The organism is Dorea acetigenes (assembly GCF_025567385.1).
GTDB lineage: Bacteria > Bacillota > Clostridia > Lachnospirales > Lachnospiraceae > Claveliimonas > Claveliimonas acetigenes.
In genome coordinates this window covers 77,352-99,557 of the sequence record NZ_JAOQJU010000005.1, presented here as the reverse complement: position 1 = coordinate 99,557, position 22,206 = coordinate 77,352, and the positions used below count along the sequence as shown (strand labels likewise).

Sequence of the window (22,206 nt, the reverse complement as noted above, 5' to 3'; positions counted from 1 at the left end):
AGCGACTGGTTCTACGATGCGGCATACTACAACTACTTTGCAGAAACCATGACGGGTACAGATCCTACGCATTTCTCACCATACGCAACGCTGGTACGTGCACAGTTTGCAACCATCCTTCACAGAATGGAAGGAAAGCCGGATGCAGAGTATACGAACAGATTCCCGGATGTACCGGATAAACAGTTCTATTCGACAGCAGTTCTCTGGGCGGCAGATGCGAAGATTGTTACGGGTTATACAGATTCCGGATACTTTGGAACGAACGATCCGATTACCCGTGAGCAGATGGTAGTTATGATGTACCGTTATGCGGATTATAAGAAATACGATATCTCAAAGACGGCAGATCTCAGCAGCTTTTCCGATGCAGGACAGGTAAGCGGATTCGCAGAAACTGCTATGAAGTGGGCAGTAGAAAATGGAATCATTGAAGGGAAAAAGAATACAGATGGTTCTTATCGTCTTGACCCGCAGGGCAGCACAAGCCGTGCAGAATGTGCGATTATTATTCAGAGGTTTATGGAGACATTCGGCGAGTAAGCAAAGAGAGAAACGACAAAATTAGAAGAAGGTGTAACCCATGTGAATGGGTTACACCTTTCTTTGTTGTGTTAAAAAATGTCAAAAGTATTCGATTGTGAATCGTAACGATTACCAAAAAAAGTACCAAAAAACCAAAAATATTACATATGGATAGTTTTAAGAAACTGTTATAATAAAGTGATAATTTTTTTGTGTAAGGGAGGAAGACGAATGAAAAAGACGAGAATGTGGAAAAGAGGACTCGCACTTGCACTCAGCGCAGCGATGGTTAGTCCTTTTCTTCCGGCAGCGGTTGAAGCGGCGGATGCACCGCTTTTGGCAGACTTTACGTTCGACGATGAAGCTCATGTGCTTACAGGCGGCAGTGCAAAAGCAACTGTCCATGGCAGTTATGAACTTCGGGACAGTAAAGATGCAGCAAGTGGGAAGGCTTTGTATTTGAACGGAACAACGTCAAATTATCTCGAACTTACCAATGCAGACGGCGGAAGCCTTCTGGCAGGCAAGGATGAAATTACTATCTCTTATGATGCGAAGCCGGACAGAACAGGAACAAACTGGGTATTCTATGCAGCGCCTGATAACGGGCAGCAGACAAATGGGAAAGAATATTATATCGGAGCATTTGCGAACGGAGGAAATACGAAGGTAGAGCGTTACAACAACGGGCGTACTGTTTCCTTTACGACTCCTACGGGAACGGACTGGTCGCATGTGGATATTGTATACGCTGAAGGTGTTACGTCTATCTATGTAAATGGAGAGAAGAAGCAATCCGTGGAGAACAGCAATGTGGCTCTGACGGACATCCTGGGCGACGAGGGAATCTTTTATATCGGAAGAGCCAACTGGACCGCTTCCGGGGAAGGCTATCAGGGTTGGATTGATAATTTTAAGGTTTATGACGGTGCACTGACGGATGATGATCTTGTGGATTCAGAGAGAGCTGCTGCGGCTGTTGCGGCAGATAAGGAGGCACTGACACTTCCGGAGAAAGTGGACGATGACTTTACACTTCCGTCAACCGGAAGCAATGGTTGTAATATTACATGGACGGTTGCAGAGAATGCCGGTGCAAAGATTGGTGAGGATGGATATTCGGTAACGGTTACAAGGTCAGAAGAAGCTGAGGTTACTGTCCAATTTACAGCTACGATTACAATGGCAGGTATATCGGATACAAAAACCATTAATGTTGTAGTAAAGAAAGAGCTGTCGGATGCGGAAGTTATAGCGGCGGCGAGGGATAAGCTTGATATTGTGGGCAAAGATGCGGTAAAGGGTAATGTAACCCTTCCTACAACTATTGAAGTGGAAGGGACAGATAAAGTAGCAACCGTAGAGTGGAAGTCTTCCAATACGGCTGTTGTTACCGATAAGGATCAGGATGGCAAGGCGGCGGGCGTCGTTACCAGACAGGAGACGGATACAAAGGTTACCATGTCTGCGACTCTTAGTTGCGGCGGCGTCAAGACGATGGTGCCAGAGGAAATCGTTCTGAATGTGGTGGCAGCGCCGAAGAATCTGGATGATAATTATACGGCAGGCTATCTGTGGACACATTTCGGAACCGAGAGAGGTTATGAGAAGATCTTCTTCGGATACAGCGAGGATGGGCTTACCTGGGAGAAGCTGAATAAGGATGCAAGCGGTACAGCACAGCCAATACTTACCAATGATGCAGAAGGAAGCGACCTTGGCGTGCGCGACCCACATGTGATTCGTTCCGCAGAGGGCGACAAGTACTGGATCCTCGGAACTGACCTTCATGCAGAAGGCGGCGGAGCAGGCGGAAGCGGCTGGAACCAGTCGAGCGCCAGCCAGAACCTGGTGGTATGGGAATCTGACGACCTGGTGACCTGGAGTGAGCCAAGATTGGTGTATGCAGGATTCGACAATGCAGGATGCGTGTGGGCGCCAGAGGCAATCTATGACGAGAGTACAGGGGATTACCTGGTATACTGGTCCTCCAGAGATAACAGCAAGGAAGGAACAGAGGAGAATGCATTAAGAGTGTATGTATGCAGAACCAGAGACTTTGTAAACTTCACAGAGCCGAAGGTGTGGTTAAGTGAAGACCGGGATTCCGGCAGTGAAGTAAATATTATTGACTCCACGATTGTGGAAGACAACGGCAAGTTTTACCGTTTCTCTACATCAGATTGGAATACGGTTATCGACGTAAGCGATACCCTTTCCGAGGATCTGCTGGATGTAAGAGTGAATGAAAATGCAAGCGTTAATGGCGACTGGACCCGTATCGTGAAGCGTTCCGGCTCCAGTGCAGCAGGCTTTGACAGAAGAGAAGGTTTTACGGTATACAAGCTTCCGGACGGAAGATGGTGTGCAATGGGCGATAACGGCGGATATAAGGCGTTCGTGACAGACGATCTGTCTTCCGGTAAGTTTACTACGGAAGTAACTGCGAATTTCGGAAAGGACCGTTTCCGCCATGGTACGGTAATGCGGCTTTCTAAAGCGGAGCAGGAGCGGCTTCTGGAAGCATACGGTGAAGCAACAGATCCTGATCCGGATCCAGATCCGGAACCGACAGAGAAGAAAGTTCTGGCGCAGTTTGATTTTGACGATGAAGAGACAGGCTTTACCAGCGAGGATGCAAAGGCAGAGGGAAATCATACTCTGCAGGATAGCTGGAATGAAGAAAATGGCAAGGCATTGTACCTGAATGGAAGCCAGTTCCTGAATGTGACGGATCAGAATGGCAAGAGCCTTCTGACAGGAGCAAAAGAACTTACCGTTTCCTTTGAAGTAAAGGTAGAGAATACAAGCACGAACTGGCCGTTCTATGCAGCGCCTAACGGAAATGCGCAGCAGTACGGAGTGTCTGAGCATTACGTCGGTCTGCTGATGAAAGATGGCTCTCTTACAGTGGAGCGTTATAACCAAAATGGAAGCCGTCCGGCCAATCCGTCAGCTTCTGTTGCTGCTAATAAATGGACAAGAGTTGATGTTGTGCTGACATCCGGCAAGACTTCTGTCTATATCAATGGAACTTTAGAATCAGAAGTAGCAAGCAGTTATGGGGTTGATGCTATTCTCGGCAATTCCAGTATTCTTCAGATTGGTAAAGCAAATTGGGGAAGCGGAGAATATTTCAAAGGCCTGATTGACAATATGACAATTCGCAACTATGCGCTGACCGGAGAGGAAGTGGAGGAAGAGGCAAGTGACTTCGTAAGTACACTTCCGATGGTAGACGGAGCAGTTGTAGGAACGGCGCCGACAAAGGACGAGGCGGCCGATTATCAGGGAACAGATGATCATACAGCAATTATTACAATGGTAGATACTGAGAAGAATGTACTGACTCCATATGTAAGAAAAGCGGCTGATGTTACAAAGCTTCCGGTAACTTTGGAATTGAACGGAGTTTCTGAGATTACTGTGGATGGCAAGGCATTTACCAATGGCAGCGAGATGAATCTGTCTAAGGATGTGGAAGTAAAGGTTAAGAACACAGCGGGCAGAGAAGAAACCTGGACCATCAAGGCGGCAGTATCCTCCAACAACCCGGTACTTCCGGGACAGTATGCAGACCCGGATATTGACTACTTTGACGGTAAGTTCTGGATCTTCCCGACGACCGACGGTTATTCCGGATGGAGCGGAACCGTGTTCCATGCATTCTCTTCCGAGGATATGGTGAACTGGACGGATGAAGGCGTTATCCTGGATTTGGCAAATGACAATCCGGGCACCAACGACAAGGGCGTGCAGATTGCAGCATCCACCTGGGCAGTAGGAAGCGCATGGGCGCCATCTATTGAAGAAAAGAACGGAAAATATTATTTCTATTATTGCGGCAAGTTCTCAAATGGACAGTCAGCAATCGGCGTAGCTGTTGCAGACAATCCGGCGGGACCATATGTAGATAAGGGAGAAGCGCTGCTGACCGTTTCCATGTGCAGGAACGCAGGTGTAAGTATGGGACAGGCAATTGATCCTTCTGTCTTTACAGACGATGATGGAACCTCTTATATTACATTTGGTAACGGCAGTGCAGCAATTGCAGAGCTGAATGATGATATGATGAGCATCAAAGACGGCAGCTTAAAACAGTTGAACGGACTGAGAGATTTCCGTGAATCTGTTGTAGTAATCAAGGCAAATGGCAAGTATCACTGGACATGGTCCTGCGATGATACGGGAAGCCCGAATTACCATGTAAATTATGGTGTATCCGATACCATTGACGGAAATATTACATATGTGAAAACACTGCTTTCCAAGGATGAGGCAAATGGGCTTCTTGGAACAGCGCACCAGTCTATGCTGCATATAAAGGATGCATATGGCAAAGACCGCTATTTCATCGCATACCATAGATTCTACACACCGCTTGGCATCTATACATCCGGTCTTGGCTACCACAGAGAGACCTGTATTGATGAAGTTACATTCGGTGAAGATGGTTATATGCAGGCAGAACCGACGCTTCAGGGCGTACCGGAGGTTCTGGTGAATATAACAAAGGATGTGCTTGAGGAAGAAATTGACAGCGCTCCTGGAGAAGACCAGAAAGAGAAATACACAGAAGAGACATGGGAAGCGTACCAGGAAGCACTGAAGAAAGCAGAAGCTGTTTTGGCAGATGAGGAAGCAACGCAGCAGGAAATTGATGACGCAGCAGAAGCTTTGAAAGATGCGAAGAATGCGTTGGAAGAGAAAGCAGAACCTGTTGTATTAGAATCTATTACAGTAACAGCACCGACGAAGGCGGAGTACACGGTAGGAGAAGAGCTGAACCTTGCAGGAATGAAGGTAGTTGCGAAGTATTCTGATGATACAGAAAAAGAAATCACAGAAGGCTACGAAGTAAGCGGCTATGATAAGGCTAAGACCGGAGAGCAGACAGTAACGGTAACATACGAAGGAAAGACGGCGACCTTTAAGGTTACGGTGAAAGAAGAAGCGGTTGCTCCGAAGCTTCCATACGTAGATGTAGCAGAAAGCGATTGGTTCTACGATGCAGCATACTACAACTACTTTGCAGAAACCATGACGGGTACAGATCCTACGCATTTCTCACCATATGAAATCCTGCCACGTGCGCAGTTTGCAACCATCCTTCACAGAATTGAAGGAAAACCGGCTGCAGCGTATACGAACAGATTCCCGGATGTACCGGATGGACAGTTCTATTCAACGGCAGTTCTCTGGGCGGCTGATGCGAAGGTTGTTACCGGATATACAGATTCCGGATACTTTGGAACGAACGATCCGATTACCCGTGAGCAGATGGTAGTTATGATGTATCGTTATGCGGATTATAAGAAATATGATATTTCAAAGACAGCAGACCTCAGCAGCTTTTCCGATGCAGGACGGGTAAGCGAATTCGCAGAAACTGCCATGAAGTGGGCAGTAGAAAATGGAATCATTGAAGGAAAAGAAAATGAAGATGGTTCTTATCGTCTTGACCCACAGGGAGGCACAAGCCGTGCAGAATGCTCGATTATTATTCAGAGATTCATGGAGACATTCGGAGAATAAGGAAAGCTTTTGAAATTTACCGGCGGCAGTTTTTCTGCCGCCGGTTCTAAAAAAAGGAGGAAGAGAATTGAAAAGAAAATTATTATGGAAGAGATGGATATCCCTTGCACTTGGCGCAGCGATGGTGGGAACCATGATTCCGGCAACAGCAAAGGCACAGGAAGAAACCAGTGTAGCACTGCTTGCTGATTTTACCTTTGACGATGCGGCACATGTGACCGGGGGCGGTAACGCCAAGGCTGAAGTAAAGGGAACCTATGAACTTAAGGACAGCAAGGACGCAGAGAATGGACAAGCGCTGTATCTTGACGGAAACGCATCTAATTATCTTACTGTTACTGATGCAGACGGCGGAAGTCTTCTGACCGGAAAGAAAGCGATTACCATCTCTTATGATGCAAAGCCGGACAGAACAAGTACAAGCTGGGTATTCTATGCGGCACCGGATACCAAGACGCAGACAAATGGGAAAGAATATTATATCGGAGCATTTGCAAACGGAGGGAATACCAAGGTAGAGCGTTACAACAACGGGCGTACCGTTGGATTTACGGCTTCCACGGGAACGGACTGGGCGCATGTGGATATTGTGTATGATGAAAATGTTACTACGGTTTATGTGAATGGTTTAAAGAAAGAATCCGTGGAGAACAGCAATGCACAGCTTACGGATATTCTGAAAGATAATAGCATTCTCTATATTGGAAGGGCAAACTGGGGCAATGGAGAGAGCTACAAAGGCTGGATTGATAATTTCAGGATTTATGACGGGGCGCTGGCGGATGAACAGCTTGTCGATGAGGATGTGGCAAAGGCAGCGGTTGTAGCTGATAAAGAAGCGTTGACAATTCCGGAGACAGTGACGGAAGATTTCACCCTTCCGGCTAAGGGACAGAACGGATCAGAGATCACATGGACGGCCACAGCCAGTGAAAATGCAGTGATTGGCACGGATGGCTATACTGTGAAGGTAAAGCGCGCCGATGATGCGGATGTGACGGTAACCTTTACAGGAACATTTACCATGGGAAAGGTAACAGACACGAAGAGCTTTGCTGTCGCTGTACGTAAGAATATGGATGATGCTGATGTAGTGGCTGATGCGCTGAAAGCGCTGGACATTGCAGACAAGGATGAAGTGCAAGGTAATATAACGCTGCCTGAGAAGCTGGAAGTGGAAGGGACGGACAAGGATGTAACGGTAGCGTGGAAGTCTTCGAATGCAGAAGTGGTTACTGACATGGAGAAAGACGGTATGGCTGCGGGAGTTGTAACCAGACAGGAGAAGAATGTGAAGGTTACGATGACTGCTACTGTGACCTGCGGAAAGGAAAGCGGAACGAAAGAAATTACGCTTACGGTAAAGGCGGCTCCGACACAGAGGCCTAAGACAACGGAGTATCTCTTTGCATACTTTACCGGAAGCGAGGGAAGCGCGACGGATGAGCAGATTTATTTTTCTACCAGTGAAAATGGCGCGCAGTGGACGGATCTAACTGCAAATGGAAGCCCGGTTTTAAGCTCTGCGATTGGTGATAAAGGCGTGCGTGATCCGTATCTGATCCGTTCGGCAGAGGGTGACCGGTTCTGGCTGATTGCAACTGACCTGAGTATCTATTACCGGGGAGGCTGGGGAAGAGCAAATGCAACGACCCAGGGAAGTACGAATCTGGTAGTATGGGAATCGGATAATCTGGTAGACTGGTCCGAGCCGCGTCTGGTAGATGTGGCAGGCAACATACCGGGAGCGGGCTGCGCATGGGCGCCGGAAGCAATGTATGACGCCAATACCGGCAATTATGTTGTATACTGGGCGACTGCATCCGACGAGAGCAATGTAAATGGCGACCGTATGAACATGTACTATGCAACCACCCGTGATTTCCGGACGTTTTCAGATCCGGTACTCTGGATTGACAGAGAGCATTCTATCATTGACACGACGATGATTCAGGTCGGTGATAAGTATTACCGTGCGTCGGGTGACGGGCAGATTACGATTGAAGAAAGCGACTCCATTTATGAAGGATGGAAAATTATCGGAACACTGAAAGATATTTTCAACAATAATAATTACAGTGGGTCAAAGTTGGAAGGACCTGAGTTCTTTAAATACAATGAGGATGATTATCTGACAGATGCGGATGGCAATCCGGTGGAGACCTGGGGATTAATGTGCGACCAGTATTCCGAAGGCAAAGGCTATCTTCCATTCCGTACAACGAATATTGCAGATCAGACAACGGCAAGCTGGTCTCCGGCAAGTGACGTGAATTTCGGCAGTCTGAAAAAGCGCCACGGGACAATCCTTCCGGTTACGAGAGCAGAGTATAATCTGATTATGCAGGAAATCGGCAAAAAAGACTTGCCAAGTGATATGACTGCACTTCAGGCTGAGACAGAGAACGCCGTCAGTGTGGATGATAAGGATAAGTATACGGAAGAAAGCTGGACAGTATATGAGAATGCACTGAAAAAGGCAGAGGGAATTCTGGCAAATGATGCGGCAACGCAGAGAACAGTTGACGAAGGACTGGAAGAACTGCGGGATGCAAGAATAGGTCTGGAGGAGAAGGCAGAACCTGTTGTATTAGAATCCATCACCGTAACAGCTCCGACGAAGACGGAGTATACAGTAGGTGACGAGCTTGAACTTGCAGGAATGAAAGTTACCGCAAAATACAGCGATGGTTCAACGGAAGATATTGCAGTAACGGACTGCGAAATAAGCGGTTATGATAAGACAAAGACCGGCGAGCAGACAGTAACAGTAACATACGAAGGAAAGACGAACACCTTTAAGGTTACAGTGAAAGAAGCAGCAGCCACTCCGAAACTTCCATACGAAGACGTAGCAGAAACTGACTGGTTCTACGATGAAGTGGCTTATAACTATTACGCAGAAACTATGACGGGTACAGATCCTACGCACTTCTCACCATACGCAACGCTGGTACGTGCGCAGTTTGCAACCATCCTTCACAGAATTGAAGGCGAACCGGTTGTAGCGTATACGAACAGATTCCCGGATGTACCGGATAAACAGTTCTATTCAACGGCAGTTCTCTGGGCAGCAGATGCGAAGGTTGTTACGGGGTACACAGATTCCGGCTATTTTGGAACGAACGATCCGATTACCCGTGAGCAGATGGTAGTTATGATGTACCGCTATGCGGATTATAAGAACTATGATATATCAAAGACAGCAGACCTCAGCAGCTTTTCTGATGCAGAGCAGGTAAGCGGATTCGCAGAAACTGCTATGAAGTGGGCAGTAGAAAATGGAATCATTGAAGGAAAAGAGAATACGGATAATTCCTATCGACTTGACCCGCAGGGCAGCACAAGCCGTGCAGAATGTGCGATTATTATCCAGAGATTTATGGAGACATTTGATAAATAAGTGCTTTTTTGAGCAGGCAGTGGTGGCGAACCACTGCCTGTTTTGGTATAATCAAGGATAGAATGACCGGCTTCGGTTATCGCAAATTTAAAAGAAGGAAGGGAGAATGTGTTATGAGAAGATTAAGAAGCTGTATTTTAACAGCCGCACTGCTGGTTCAGACGGTATCCGCAGCTGCATTTACAACGGAAGCGGCAGTGGATACGGCAGGAGAAACAGCGGAAGTGGTGGAGACTGCGAGTATTAACTTAGAAGATCATGTGGAGGTCGAGGGAGAGAATCCGGTGTGGCCGCAGGCGCCTTCGGCATTTTCCGATTATGACGATTACAGGAATCATACCGGACAGATACATGATACGGAGTTTTATTATGATCAGGAAGAAAAGACCTGGTATTATTATGTGACAAATTCCAGTGAAATACGTTCCAGTAAAGACCTGGTAAACTGGACGCTGGAGGAGACTGACAGAGGCGGGAATGCCTGGGCGCCCTGTATTGTGAAATTGAGGCAGGCAGTAGAATTTGAGGGAAATACATACACTTATGCATTATGGGACTCTCTGTCAACATTTGGAACCAGGCAGTCGCAAATCCGGCTGTGGCTGTCTAATTCTCCAAAGGAAGGGTTCGTCTATGCCGGGGATACGGTTACATCCCGGCTGGATGATGGAAAAGAGCATAATGCCATTGATCCGACCGTCTTCTATGACAAAGAGGGTACGATGTGGATGTGTTATGGATCGTTTTTTGGAGGAATCTACCTGATTGAGCTGGATCCGGCGACTTGTATGCCGAAGGATGCAGATGGGATCCCGGGAAAGAGGATTGCATACAGAAGTCAGTATATGAACAGTATAGAGGGCGCCACGATCCTGTACAATCCTGATACGGATTACTATTATCTCAATGTGTCTTACGGAAGCCTGAGTGATACTTACAATGTGCGGATCGGGCGTTCCAGGAAGGTGGAAGGACCCTATTATGATTATAATGGGATGCCGATGGATAATGAAGGATATACAGCGGATGTGGTAGATCAGATTGGAACGAAGATTACAACCCCATATGCATTTGAATCGGATAATGGCTGGTATGGCACGGGACACAGTGCTTTCCTTTATAATCCGGATACGAACGAATATTTCCTGTCACATAATGCAAGGCAGGAGTCGATAGAAGGGGCAAGGCTGAATATCCGGAAAATATATTGGACAGAAGACGGGTGGCCGGTTGTCTCGCCGGAGCTTTATACAGGCACGGAGACGGAGCAGAAAATCCCCACAAGATTCATTTGCGGTTCTTATGAAATTATAGAATTACTCCGCGAAGATCTTCCTACTGACCCGGTGGAAGCTGTGAAACGGGAAAGCAGCCAGATTCAGCTATTGGAAGATCACAGGATTACAGGAGCGTATGAGGGAACCTGGATTCAGACAGGAGACAATACTCTGAAGCTGGATTTGGGAGGTGTAGTGTATACGGTTACTGTGGCGACAGCGTGGGATTGGGAAAACTGGAAAGAGTGTCTGATCTTTACCGGCTTGTCAGAAGAGGCGAAGACGCAGTACGAAGCATTGACGGAAGAAAGGAGTGGTATTGGAATCTGGGGAAAATACAAAGAAACGATTTCTCCGGCGCTCCGCTCTATCAACCTTACAGCTCCGGCGAAGACAGCCTATATCCGGGGTGAAGAACTGGAACTGGAAGGGATGGTATTGACAGCAGTGTACAGTGACCAGAGTACAAAAGATGTTACCGGAGAATGTACGGTAGCAGGATATAATAAAAATAAGACAGGCGAGCAGACGGTGACGGTTACTTACAAGGGAATGAGCCAGTCCTTTGTGGTAACCGTGAAAGAAAAGGAAGAAGAAAAACCAGAAGAGAAGCCGGAAGAAAAGCCGGAAGTGAAATTACCTTATGAAGATGTGGCAAGTGGCGCATGGTATTACGACGCAGTTTATTATAACTATGTTGTTGAGACGATGAAGGGACTTGACGGGACACATTTCGGGCCGGACGAGCCGCTGGCACGCGCGCAGTTCGCTGTGATTCTTTACAGAATGAACCATACACCTCCGGTAGAATATAAAGCAGCATTTCCGGATGTGCCGGATGGAGAATGGTTTACCAATGCGGTTCTTTGGGCAGCAGATACGAAGGTGGTAAGAGGTTACGATAATACGGGACTTTTCGGCCCGGGGGATCGTATCAACCGTGAGCAGATGGCAGTTATGATGTACCGGTATGCAGATTATATGGGGTATGATACCAGCGTGAAGGCAGATTTCAGCAAATTCAGCGATGCGGCCAGCGTCAGTGCATTTGCCGATGAAGCGATGCGGTGGGCAGTAGGGAATCGGATTATTACCGGGAAATACGGTGAAACTGTGCTTGACCCGCAGGGAAATGCCACCCGTGCAGAGTGTGCCACGATTATTATGCGGTTTTTGGAGAAATTTCCAGTATCATAAAATATTGCACAAAAAGATTAAAATAAACCATCTTAAAAAGGTGCATTCTGTGTTATAGTATAAAAGGAAAATCTATACTTAAGAAAGGAGAAGGATATGAAAAAGTTTAGATTAAAAAAAGCAATGGCATGTATAACGGCTGCGGCTATGCTTGCAGGTCTTTCCGGTTCTGCCGGAGTCGGCATGACAGCAGTACATGCAGAAGGCATCGACGACCATCTGATTCTGGATTTTGATTTCGAGAATCTGACAGCAGGGTCTGAAATTACCGGAGGAGGAGCAAAGGCAACAGGAAGTTATTCACTGCAGGATAGTTATGCAGGCGCAGGCAAGGCGCTCTATCTGGATGGAACATCGCAGTTCCTTAATGCGACGAAAGAGGATGGAACCAGTCTGCTTGCCGGATTAAAGGAGATGACGGTATCTTTTGAGATGAAGTCAGATCGAACCGCTACGAACTGGCCGTTCTATGCAGCGCCAAGTACAACTACACAGCCAATCGGCGGCAACGGCAGGGAATTGTATTTTGGACTGCTGGTAAATGGCGGAAATATTACGGCAGAGCGTTATCTGAACGGGCGGTCTACCTGTGCGTCGACCGCGATGAACAGTGAATGGAGCCATGTGGATGTTGTTGTCAGTGAGTCTGACACAACGATTTATATTGACGGTATTGAAAAGTCACGTGTGGAGAGCACGAATGGGCTGGACAGTATTCTGGGCAGTTCTCCGATTCTTCAGATTGGGAAGGCAAATTGGGGTAACGGAGAATACTGCAAGGGCTGGATTGATAATATGAAGGTCTATGATAAGGCACTTACAGCAGAAGAGGTTCAGCAGGTTGTTTCGGACGCTTATGCAGGTATTGTAATCGCACAGACTGCGGCGACGATTCAGGACGTGACTCTTGATGACGCTAAGGTGGTGCTTCCGGATTATGACGGCGCTGTTACCTGGAAGTCTTCCATGCCGGAAGTGGTGATTGAAGAGAATGGACTGACGGCAAAGGTTACACAGCCTGCAAAAGGAGAAGAGGCTCTGACAGGTAAGCTGACGGCAGTTATCAGCGTGTATGGCAAGACATTGGGAAAAGAGGTGAATGCAACCATTCAGCCGGCAGTAGCTCAGGATGATCCGTACGGATACCTGATGGTACATTTCGTGGAAGACTCTGCAGGATACCAGGAGAAGATTTATCTGGATATTTCCAGAGGGGATAATCCACAGCAGTGGGATCCGCTGAATGGCAGACAGCCAATCGTGGCTTCTAATCTGGGAACTACCGGTTCCAGAGATCCGTTCCTGACCTATAACCCGGAGAAAGAGACTTACTATATTATCGCTACCGACCTGCGTGTGTTCGGCGGAGATAACGGAGGATGGGGAGTATGGCAGGATCACTACAGTACCAAGATGAATGTGTGGGAGTCTAAGGACTTGATCCACTGGGGTGAGGTTCGCCAGTACGATGTGGCGCTTAACGCAGAAGGTGAGAAGGAAGACACCTACATGGGTATGATGTGGGCGCCGGAGGCGACCTGGGTAGATGATTTCTACGAAGATGGCAGAGGCGCGTTCGTGGTATACTGGTCTTCCATGACGGATTCCGGATACAGTAAGATTATGTGGGGATCCACCACAGACTTTACGCAGGACACCTATGAGTTCGGCGGCGTATTCCTTGATCCGGGACATACGGTAATTGATACCACAATTCTTCAGGCAGGAGATAAGACTTATCATATTACAAAAGATAATCAAAGCGGCAAACAGCTTTATATGGAGTCTACGACGGCAGAGAGATGGTGGGAGCCGGGAACAGAATGGACCCAGATTCAGACGAATATCGGACAGAGCAGATTCGGTTCAGTAGAAGGTCCTGCAACATTTGTAGACCACAGCAACGAGAACAGCTTCTATTTGTTTGTGGACGATCTGCCGACGCCGGGGTATCAGCCGATGTATACTTCTAATCCGGATGAAGGATGGGAATATCTGGATAGCTCAGATTATTTCCTTACTACTTACACGAAGCATGGTGGCGTGATTTCCCTTACAAAGGCACAGTATGATGCGCTCAGAGATGCTGACGCTACATCAGCTGTAGAAGAAAATCTCGGAAAGGTAGAGACTACCGTAGGTGTATCCGAGGAAGAACTGGAAGCTATGCTTCCGGAAACAGCGGAAGTGAACCTTGCATATAACAGAGGTACATCCGAGCTTCCGGTTGTATGGGATCTTTCCGCAGTGGATTTGAAAAATGCAGGAAGTTATGAGGTGATAGGTGTTGTACAGTCCATTGGCGCTAATAAGAATCAGTGGGTTGGCAAGAATAATTCTACCAGCTATCTGGCAGAAGACAAGCAGCTTTACAGTTCCACGGCAGTAGAAGTTACGGTGGCGGTGGAAGTGAAAGAAGCAGCGACCCCTGTTACTCTGGAATCCATTACGGTAACAGCACCGACGAAGACCGAGTATACTGCAGGGGAAGAGCTTGACCTTGACGGAATGAAGGTTACCGCAAAATACAGCGATGGTACAACGAAAGATATTGCAGTAACGGACTGCGAAGTAACCGGCTATGATAAGACAAAGACCGGTGAGCAGACGGTAACGGTAACATATGAAGGAAAGACAGCGACCTTTAAGGTTACGGTTAAGGAAGTAGCGGTTGCTCCGAAGCTTCCATACGTGGATGTAGCAGAAAGCGATTGGTTCTACGATGCAGCATACTACAACTACTTTGCAGAAACCATGACGGGTACAGATCCTACGCACTTCTCACCATATGCAACACTGGTACGTGCGCAGTTTGCAACCATCCTTCACAGAATTGAAGGCGAACCGGCTGCAGAGTATACGAACAGATTCCCGGATGTACCGGATAAACAGTTCTATTCAACGGCAGTTCTCTGGGCGGCAGATGCGAAGGTTGTTACGGGTTACACAGATTCCGGATACTTTGGAACGAACGATCCGATTACCCGTGAGCAGATGGTGGTTATGATGTATCGTTATGCGGATTATAAAAAATACGATATATCAAAGACAGCAGACCTCAGCAGCTTTTCTGATGCAAAACAGGTAAGCGAATTCGCAGAAACTGCTATGAAGTGGGCAGTAGGAAACGGAATCATTGAAGGAAAAGAGAACGGAGATGGTACCGATCGCCTTGACCCGCAGGGAAGCACGAGCCGTGCAGAATGCGCAATTATTATCCAGAGATTCATGGAGACATTCGGCGAGTAAGCTATAGAATCAGGAAATGGGAGAATTAGTATATGAGAAAAAATGCGAAAAGATTCACAGGAGCGATTCTTTCCATATTTATGCTGACCGGAATGTGCGGCGGACATTTGTCCGCCGCCGGTGCAGCTTTGGAAGGAGTACAGACAGAAAATCAGGAAGAAGCCATTCAACCTGCTTATTTTGAAGAAGACGTGATTAATTGTGGTGACAATTACGAATGGGAAGGCGTTCTTTGGGATGATGATGAGATTATAATCGTGGGAAGCAACACGCTGGATTGGGCTTCCGACGGTGTGCTGGAGATACCTGCCCAGGTGGACGGAAGGACGGTTATTGGCGTGGGAGGAGTTGGTTATAGTGGATTTCGGATTTTCTCCCCGGAGCTGATTACTACGATTAAATTCCCGGATACTGTTACTACAATTGAGGATCAGGCTTTTAGCAAGTTTGGAAATCTAACTACGATCTATTGTCCGGATAATACGGAATATGACGGACCGAACAGTTATACGGATCCTTTTGAGGGGTGCACGAAAATTGAGACCATTTATGCCAATAGCTATGACTATGGCGTGCCTGTTTACGATAGTGTAAAGACAGTTACTTATTACGATGGTGTTACAGAAGTAAGGGATTATGGCGGAACGAATTTGACTACCATTAACCTGCCGGACAGCATTGAAAAATTCGGCTGGTCGGACGCGCCGGAATTGTCTGCCTTGAATTGTTCTAAGCCAATAGAGCAGATTATCGTGACGTCTACCCGCAATTGTCCGAAACTTTGTATTCCGGTAAATGCGGGAACCGTGTCAGGAATTCAGGACGATTATTCCAACAGCGGAATTACGGCCATTACTTTGAGACTTACCGGGTCTTCCTGGAATGATAAGGATGCATTTTTGAACTGCCCGAACTTAACGGCAATCAATGTTACAGATCCTAACGGTGAGTTTCACTCCGAAGACGGCGTGCTGTGGTGGAATAATGATCTCTATACATATCCTGCAGGAAAGAGCTGGGCGGGTAATTATGATGTGCCTGCCAACACCCAGTGCATTTATCTGTATGCGTTTGATTCCTGCAAGTTTACTTCCCTTACTTTTCCGGAGAATATGAATCCGAATTATTACTGGGATGGATATGATACAACAGATAATCCGAAAGACAGTGTATTTGAAAATACGAGTATAACGAAGATCCGGATTGTTCCGAGAAGTGCAGCAATGGACTATTATTCAACCAGAGAAGAGTTGGCAGAACGGTTTAAGGTAAGCGCAGATCAGATAGAGTTTTATCTGGGAAATACCTACCAGATCACTTATCAGCTGGACGGCGGAACGAATGCGCCGGGCAATCCGGCGTCCTACCGTGCGGGAGAAGATCCGGTTACGCTGGCTGCTCCAAGTAAGGAAGGATATGTTTTCCTGGGATGGAAGAGAAGCGACGTATCCGGCGGATATGAGAGTACAACGGAGCGGGCGTATGACGGATATTTTGAGAATTATGTATTTACAGCATGCTGGTGTAAAGAACTTCCTTATGCGGACACGTCGGTTGACGGATGGTACTATGCATATGTGTCCGGTGTCTATGAAAGAGGCATTATGACCGGGCTGAATGAAACCACTTTTGGACCGGCAGACCCTCTGGCACGTGCGCAGTTCGCTACGATCCTTTACAGAATGAACGACAAGCCGCCGGTAGAGTATAAAGCGGTATTTCCGGATGTGCCGAAAGGAGAATGGTTTACCAATGCAATTCTCTGGGCGGCAGAGACGCAAGTGGTAAAGGGATATGATAGTACAGGGCTTTTTGGACCGGCAGATTATATCAACCGGGAGCAGATGGCAGTGATGATGTACCGTTATGTGAATTACAAGGGGTATGCTTCTGAGCAGCCTGCTGACATCAGCGGTTATCAGGATGCGGACAAGGTGAATACCTTTGCGCAGGAAGCTATGAAGTGGGCAGTAGGAAACGGAATTATTTCCGGTAAAGAGAATGAAGATGGTACCGTACGCCTTGATCCACAGGGCAGCGCAAACCGTGCGGAATGTGCAACTATCATTATGCGGTTCCTGGAGAAGTTTGAAGAGTAGGCGTGACGGCGAAATGAGAATGAGGAGAAATGAATCATGATGAAAATGATGAAAAAGAGCGTGGCGCTCCTGGCGGCGGCTGCAATTGCTGCAGGCGGAACGGGAGTCACGGGACTTGGAGCTTCAGTCAGCCGGGCGGCGGAATCTGAGATTCAGCCGATTCTGGAATATAATTTTGACGAGACATTTGAAACGGGCAAGGCAAAGGACAGTGCAGGCAGCAATGATGCAGTCTTATCAGACGGAGCGGTCTATGTGGAAGATGCGGATTATGGACAGGTTCTGTATCTGGACGGAGGAACCGATCTTGGCGGAAGCAATAGTTTCCTTGCGTTCCCCGAGGGCTTTTTTGACGGCAAGGATTCCCTGACGGTTTCTATGGATGTTAATGAAGTGACAAGAACCGGTAATTATTTTACTTTTACGGTAGGCCAGGACAGCCAGAAATATCTGTTTTTGAAGACACATCCGACTACCATGAAGCTGGCGATTACTACCGGAAGCTGGTCGAATGAGAAGACAGCCAGTACATCCTTCATACATCCTAACAACAGCAGAAGGTGGATTAATGTGAAGATGGTTATCACGCCTACATCCATTGCGCTGTATCAGGATGGCGAGCTGCTTGCTGAAAATGAGGCGACAGGCATTAAGCTGTCGGATCTGGGAACAAACCTGAAGGCTTATCTTGGCAGATCTTTCTACACTGCGGATAAATATTTCCGCGGATACTTTGACAATGTGAAAGTGTATGACCGTGCCCTGACGGCCGCAGAGGTTAAGTCAGTAACGGAGCAGGAAGCTGCAGAACGTGAAGCGGCAATGAGTGATTTGCATTATGTTGCGGAGAAGTTTTCTATTCCGAATGCGGACAGTATCAAAGGAAACATCACACTTCCTTCAGAAAAGGACGGTGTGAAGATTGCATGGAAATCTTCCGATGAGAAAGTGATTAGCACAAAGGTTAAAGAGAATGCCGGCTATGATGACACACCGGCAGGTGTAGTTACCAGACAGGATGAAGATACCAAAGTCACACTGACGGCAACCTTTTCTAAGGACGGCGAGGAAGATGTGACAAAGAATTATGATGTAACCGTTAAGGCTAAGGCAGAAGAGGTTACGGAAGATGATTACGTTGGTTATCTGTTCGTTCGCTTTACGGGGACAGAGGAGAATGTTACAAAGGAACAGACCTATTTCTCTATCAGTACAGATGGATTGAACTGGAAGGACTTGAATAAGAATGAGGCAGTTTTAACCAGTACGATTGGCGAGAGCGGACTGAGAGATCATTATATTGCAAGGACGCCGGAAGGCGACAAGTACTATATGATCGCAACGGATTTAAGTATTGCCACCAATGGAACCAGTGCTACCTGGGCAGAGGCAGGCTCTAATGGAAGCCACAGTATTGTTGTATGGGAGTCTGACGATCTTGTGAATTGGAGCGAGCCGTGGCTTGCAGAGATTGCGCCGGAGAATGCGGGATGTACGTGGGCACCGGAATTCATTTATGATGATAAGACGGGTGAGTTTATCGTATACTGGTCTGCGACAAGCATTAAGCTGAACGACGCAGGCGAGATTGCACAGAATTATGAAAATCATGCAATCTATTACAGCAAGACTCGCGATTTCCGTACATTTACCGATGCGAAGCTGTATCACGCAGGCGAGATGCAGGCAAATGGTTATCCGGTAAAAGTGATTGACTCCACCATGATTTACCATGATGGAACCTACTATCGTTATACGAAGAATGAGTCAAATGGTACCATTATGATTGATAAGTCGGATGCCGTTTTGGGCGAGTATACGGATGTCGCATCCTCGACTCTGTCTTCTGCGCTTCCGGCAGCACAGGGAGCCGTGGAAGGTCCTATTATCTTCAAGATGAATGAGAAGACGGCGGATGGCAAAGATCAGTGGTGTCTTATGGTTGACCGTTTTGCAAGAGGACAGGGATATTATCCGCTGATTACCACAGATCTTGGGTCCGGCGAGTTCCGGATGCTGGAGGAGTCAGAGTATTCTTTCCCGAATGGTGTAAAATACCGCCATGGCTATGTAATGCCGATTACGGAGAAGGAATACAGCGCGCTGCAGAGAGCGTACGGTGATGGGACGTATGTTGATACTTACCCATTGAAAGAGAAAATAGAAGAAGCTTCTGCTATTGAGGCGGAGGGCTATACGGAAGAGAGTTATGCGGCTCTTAAGACGGCAATCACAGAAGCGCAGGGCGTGCTGGAAACCGCAAAGTCTAATGAAGAAGTAGACACGGCGGTGGAAGCGCTGCAGAAAGCAATTGACGGACTGAAGGCAGAGACCAAGCCGGATCCCGACCCAACACCGGATCCTGACCCAACACCGGATCCTGACCCGGAACCGACAGTGGAGCTTCCTTATCTGGATGTTGCGAAGGGCGACTGGTTCTATGACGAAGTAGCTTACAATTATGTTGAGAAAACCATGACGGGTACAGATCCTACGCATTTCTCACCATATGAAATCCTGCCGCGTGCGCAGTTTGCAACCATTCTTCACAGAATGGAAGGGAAGCCGGATGCAGCGTATACAAACAGATTCCCGGATGTGCCGGATGGACAGTTTTATTCAACGGCAGTTCTTTGGGCGGCTAATGTGAAGGTTATTACTGGATATACAGACTCCGGATACTTTGGAACGAACGATCCGATTACCCGTGAGCAGATGGTGGTTATGATGTACCGTTATGCGGATTATAAGAAATACGATACGTCAAAGACTGCAGACCTTGGAAGATTTTCCGATGCGGATAAGGTAAGCGGATTCGCAGAAACTGCCATGAAGTGGGCGGTAGAGAACGAGATTATCAGCGGTAAAGAGAGTGAAGACGGAAGTTACCGTCTCGACCCGCAGGGCAGCACGAGCCGTGCAGAATGTGCAATCATTATTGAGCGGTTCATGGAGAAGTTCGAGAAATAAAATGAAAAAAGATTGCGCCTCGTGCGCAATCTTTTTTAACTTCTTTTTATGAATGTGGTATTGCATTTGGGACACCGTATCTCAATCTTGCCTTTGCCTCTTGGGATGCGTATCTTCTGCTTGCAGGAAGGGCAGCGGTAGATGTGGTGGGTCTTGCGCTGGGCAAGCTGGTTCTTTGTCTTTGCGAACCAGCAGCGGAGTTTATAGGTTTTGGTAAGATACGTCTGGTTTTCCGCCGACCGTTTGTAAATGTTCCGCGAGAAAATGCGGAAGTATGTGTAAAAAATAAGCGCCCATGCCAGAAGCGATAAAATTTCGCTCCTTGTAAAAGAGGACAGAAGCATCAGGATAACCGCTGTAATCAGCGTGCATTGCCCGAAAGAGTCCAGTCCGTAACGTCCCATCATAAAGCGTGTTAATTTCTCTCTCAATCGAATCACCTTTCTATTAAAAAATTCTGTCTAATATGCCGGGAATGCTTCCCGTGTATAAAAGAATCATATCGTATCCACGGATAAAGTCAATAAACTTACAATTAAAAATATATAAAAAAATCCAAAGATGTGATACACTTAGTAAATGAAGCGTAATACAAGGATAATTCAGGAATTTGTGGAGGGCGCTGCAGAGAAAGGGGAGATGGTATGCGGGAGCTTACGAGATTAATCAAAGAAGATATGCGGCCGGCACTTGGAGTTACGGAGCCGGGAGCGATTGCGTTCGCGGTGGCGCTGGCAAGGGAGCGCACGGAGGGAGAAGTGGCATCTGTTAAAGTGGCGTTGAACTCCGGCATGTATAAGAACGCATTCACTTGTGGGATTCCCAATTCATCGGAGTACGGCAATCTGTATGCGGCGGCGCTGGGAGCAGTGGCAGCAGATGCAAATCGGGGGCTGGAATCATTAGGAAGTATCACAGAGGAAGATAATAAGAAAGCGAAACAGATGGTAGAGGAAGGCCGGATAGATGTGAGACTGGATCACATGGGCTCGGAAATTACCATTGACGCCGAGGTGAGAACAGACAGAGATTGCTGCAGGGTCAGCATCAGCGGCGGCCACACTGATGTACAGAAGATTGAGAAAAATGGCGAAATCGTTTTTCAAAAGGAGACGGCATGCAAAACGCATGCACGGGCCGAAGGAGAAGATGGTCAGGAGGATGGGGCTGTCATTCACAGATATACATTGGCGCAGATTCTGGAATATGTGGCAAATGTGCCGGTTCAGGAAATCAGTTTTATCCGGAATGCGTTTTCTATGAATATGGAGCTTCTGGAAGAAGGCATCCGGTCAAAGAAGACCACCATAGGTCCTATGCTCCTGAAGGAGAATGGAAATGAAATTGTGTCTAAAGATGCTTTGCGGACGGCGCAGCTTCTGTGCAACGGGGCAATCGAGGCAAGAGTGCTGGGACTTTCCCGTCCGGCAATGAGCATTACCGGGAGCGGAGCGCACGGAATTATTGCTTCCATGCCGCTGTTTGCCTGGTATGAGGTGAACTATGGGGAGGTCACGGAGGATGCCCTGCTGCGGGCGACGGCGCTCAGCTATCTGATTACCATGTATATCAAGGAATATTCCGGCAAGCTTTCTGCATTCTGCGGATGCGGGATTGCGGCAGGCACAGGGATGGCGTGTGGTCTGGCTTACCTGCGGAAAGCTTCGGAAGAACAGATTGCCATGGTTATCCGTAATATGGCATCCGGGCTTACGGGGATGATCTGCGACGGCGGTAACCAGGGGTGCGCCATGAAAGGAATTGTGGCAGTGGACGCGGCGTTCCGCGCCGTGGACATGGCGCAGAATGGCGTTTGTATTGATAGTATACATGGCATCAATGGGAAGACACCGGAGGAAACCATGCGCAACATGGGACTGATTGCATCGCCGGGAATGGTGAAAACAGAAGAGACAATTGTAAAGATTATGCAGAATAAATAAGGACAGGA

At 47.5% G+C, this 22,206-nt stretch carries 9 protein-coding genes; 8 read left to right on the top strand and 1 reads right to left on the bottom strand.

The features are described 5' to 3' along the window. The 7 genes from OCV99_RS06875 to OCV99_RS06845 form a co-directional block, all read left to right on the top strand. A partial coding sequence (locus OCV99_RS06875) for an S-layer homology domain-containing protein (protein WP_262575088.1) occupies positions 1 to 543 on the top strand: 543 nt, incomplete at its 5' end. A 213-nt stretch (positions 544 to 756) separates the two neighbouring features. Continuing rightward, positions 757 to 6,060 carry a family 43 glycosylhydrolase gene (locus tag OCV99_RS06870; RefSeq protein WP_158369365.1) on the top strand — a complete coding sequence of 1,768 codons (5,304 nt, stop codon included), beginning with the start codon at positions 757 to 759 and terminating at the stop codon, positions 6,058 to 6,060. A gap of 67 nt (positions 6,061 to 6,127) precedes the next feature. Beyond that, on the top strand, positions 6,128 to 9,463 hold the full coding sequence (locus tag OCV99_RS06865; protein WP_158369364.1) for an immunoglobulin-like domain-containing protein: 3,336 nt from the start codon (positions 6,128 to 6,130) through the stop codon (positions 9,461 to 9,463). 113 nt (positions 9,464 to 9,576) lie between these two features. After that, positions 9,577 to 11,937, top strand: a complete 2,361-nt coding sequence (locus OCV99_RS06860; protein WP_227192183.1) for a family 43 glycosylhydrolase — start codon at positions 9,577 to 9,579, stop codon at positions 11,935 to 11,937. 96 nt (positions 11,938 to 12,033) lie between these two features. Next, positions 12,034 to 15,186, top strand: a complete 3,153-nt coding sequence (locus tag OCV99_RS06855; RefSeq protein ID WP_158369362.1) for a LamG-like jellyroll fold domain-containing protein — start codon at positions 12,034 to 12,036, stop codon at positions 15,184 to 15,186. A 32-nt stretch (positions 15,187 to 15,218) separates the two neighbouring features. Beyond that, positions 15,219 to 17,285 (top strand): S-layer homology domain-containing protein, encoded by a 2,067-nt coding sequence (locus OCV99_RS06850; RefSeq protein WP_158369361.1) that lies wholly within the window; start codon positions 15,219 to 15,221, stop codon positions 17,283 to 17,285. A 36-nt stretch (positions 17,286 to 17,321) separates the two neighbouring features. Next, entirely contained in the window at positions 17,322 to 20,255 is a 2,934-nt protein-coding gene (locus OCV99_RS06845) for a LamG-like jellyroll fold domain-containing protein (protein ID WP_158369360.1), read from the top strand. Between the two features lie 35 nt (positions 20,256 to 20,290). Here the strand turns inward: OCV99_RS06845 and OCV99_RS06840 are convergent, their stop codons facing one another. After that, a complete protein-coding gene (locus OCV99_RS06840) occupies positions 20,291 to 20,686 on the bottom strand; it encodes a zinc ribbon domain-containing protein (RefSeq protein WP_158369359.1) in 396 nt (131 codons plus the stop codon). A gap of 213 nt (positions 20,687 to 20,899) precedes the next feature. On the opposite strand from OCV99_RS06840, the gene OCV99_RS06835 reads away from it, so the two are divergent. Further along, the gene (locus OCV99_RS06835) at positions 20,900 to 22,198 is read left to right on the top strand and encodes an L-cysteine desulfidase family protein (RefSeq protein WP_158369358.1); all 1,299 of its coding nucleotides are present in this window, start codon (positions 20,900 to 20,902) and stop codon (positions 22,196 to 22,198) included. Positions 22,199 to 22,206: the final 8 nt, after the last annotated feature.

Excerpts from the sequence above, each read along its gene's own strand:
- OCV99_RS06860 (WP_227192183.1), top strand. The coding sequence starts at position 9,577 with ATGAGAAGATTAAGAAGCTGTATTTTAACAGCCGCACTGCTGGTTCAG.
- OCV99_RS06855 (WP_158369362.1), top strand. The coding sequence starts at position 12,034 with ATGAAAAAGTTTAGATTAAAAAAAGCAATGGCATGTATAACGGCTGCG.
- OCV99_RS06870 (WP_158369365.1), top strand. The coding sequence starts at position 757 with ATGAAAAAGACGAGAATGTGGAAAAGAGGACTCGCACTTGCACTCAGC.
- OCV99_RS06835 (WP_158369358.1), top strand. The coding sequence starts at position 20,900 with ATGCGGGAGCTTACGAGATTAATCAAAGAAGATATGCGGCCGGCACTT.
- OCV99_RS06845 (WP_158369360.1), top strand. The coding sequence starts at position 17,322 with ATGATGAAAATGATGAAAAAGAGCGTGGCGCTCCTGGCGGCGGCTGCA.
- OCV99_RS06850 (WP_158369361.1), top strand. The coding sequence starts at position 15,219 with ATGAGAAAAAATGCGAAAAGATTCACAGGAGCGATTCTTTCCATATTT.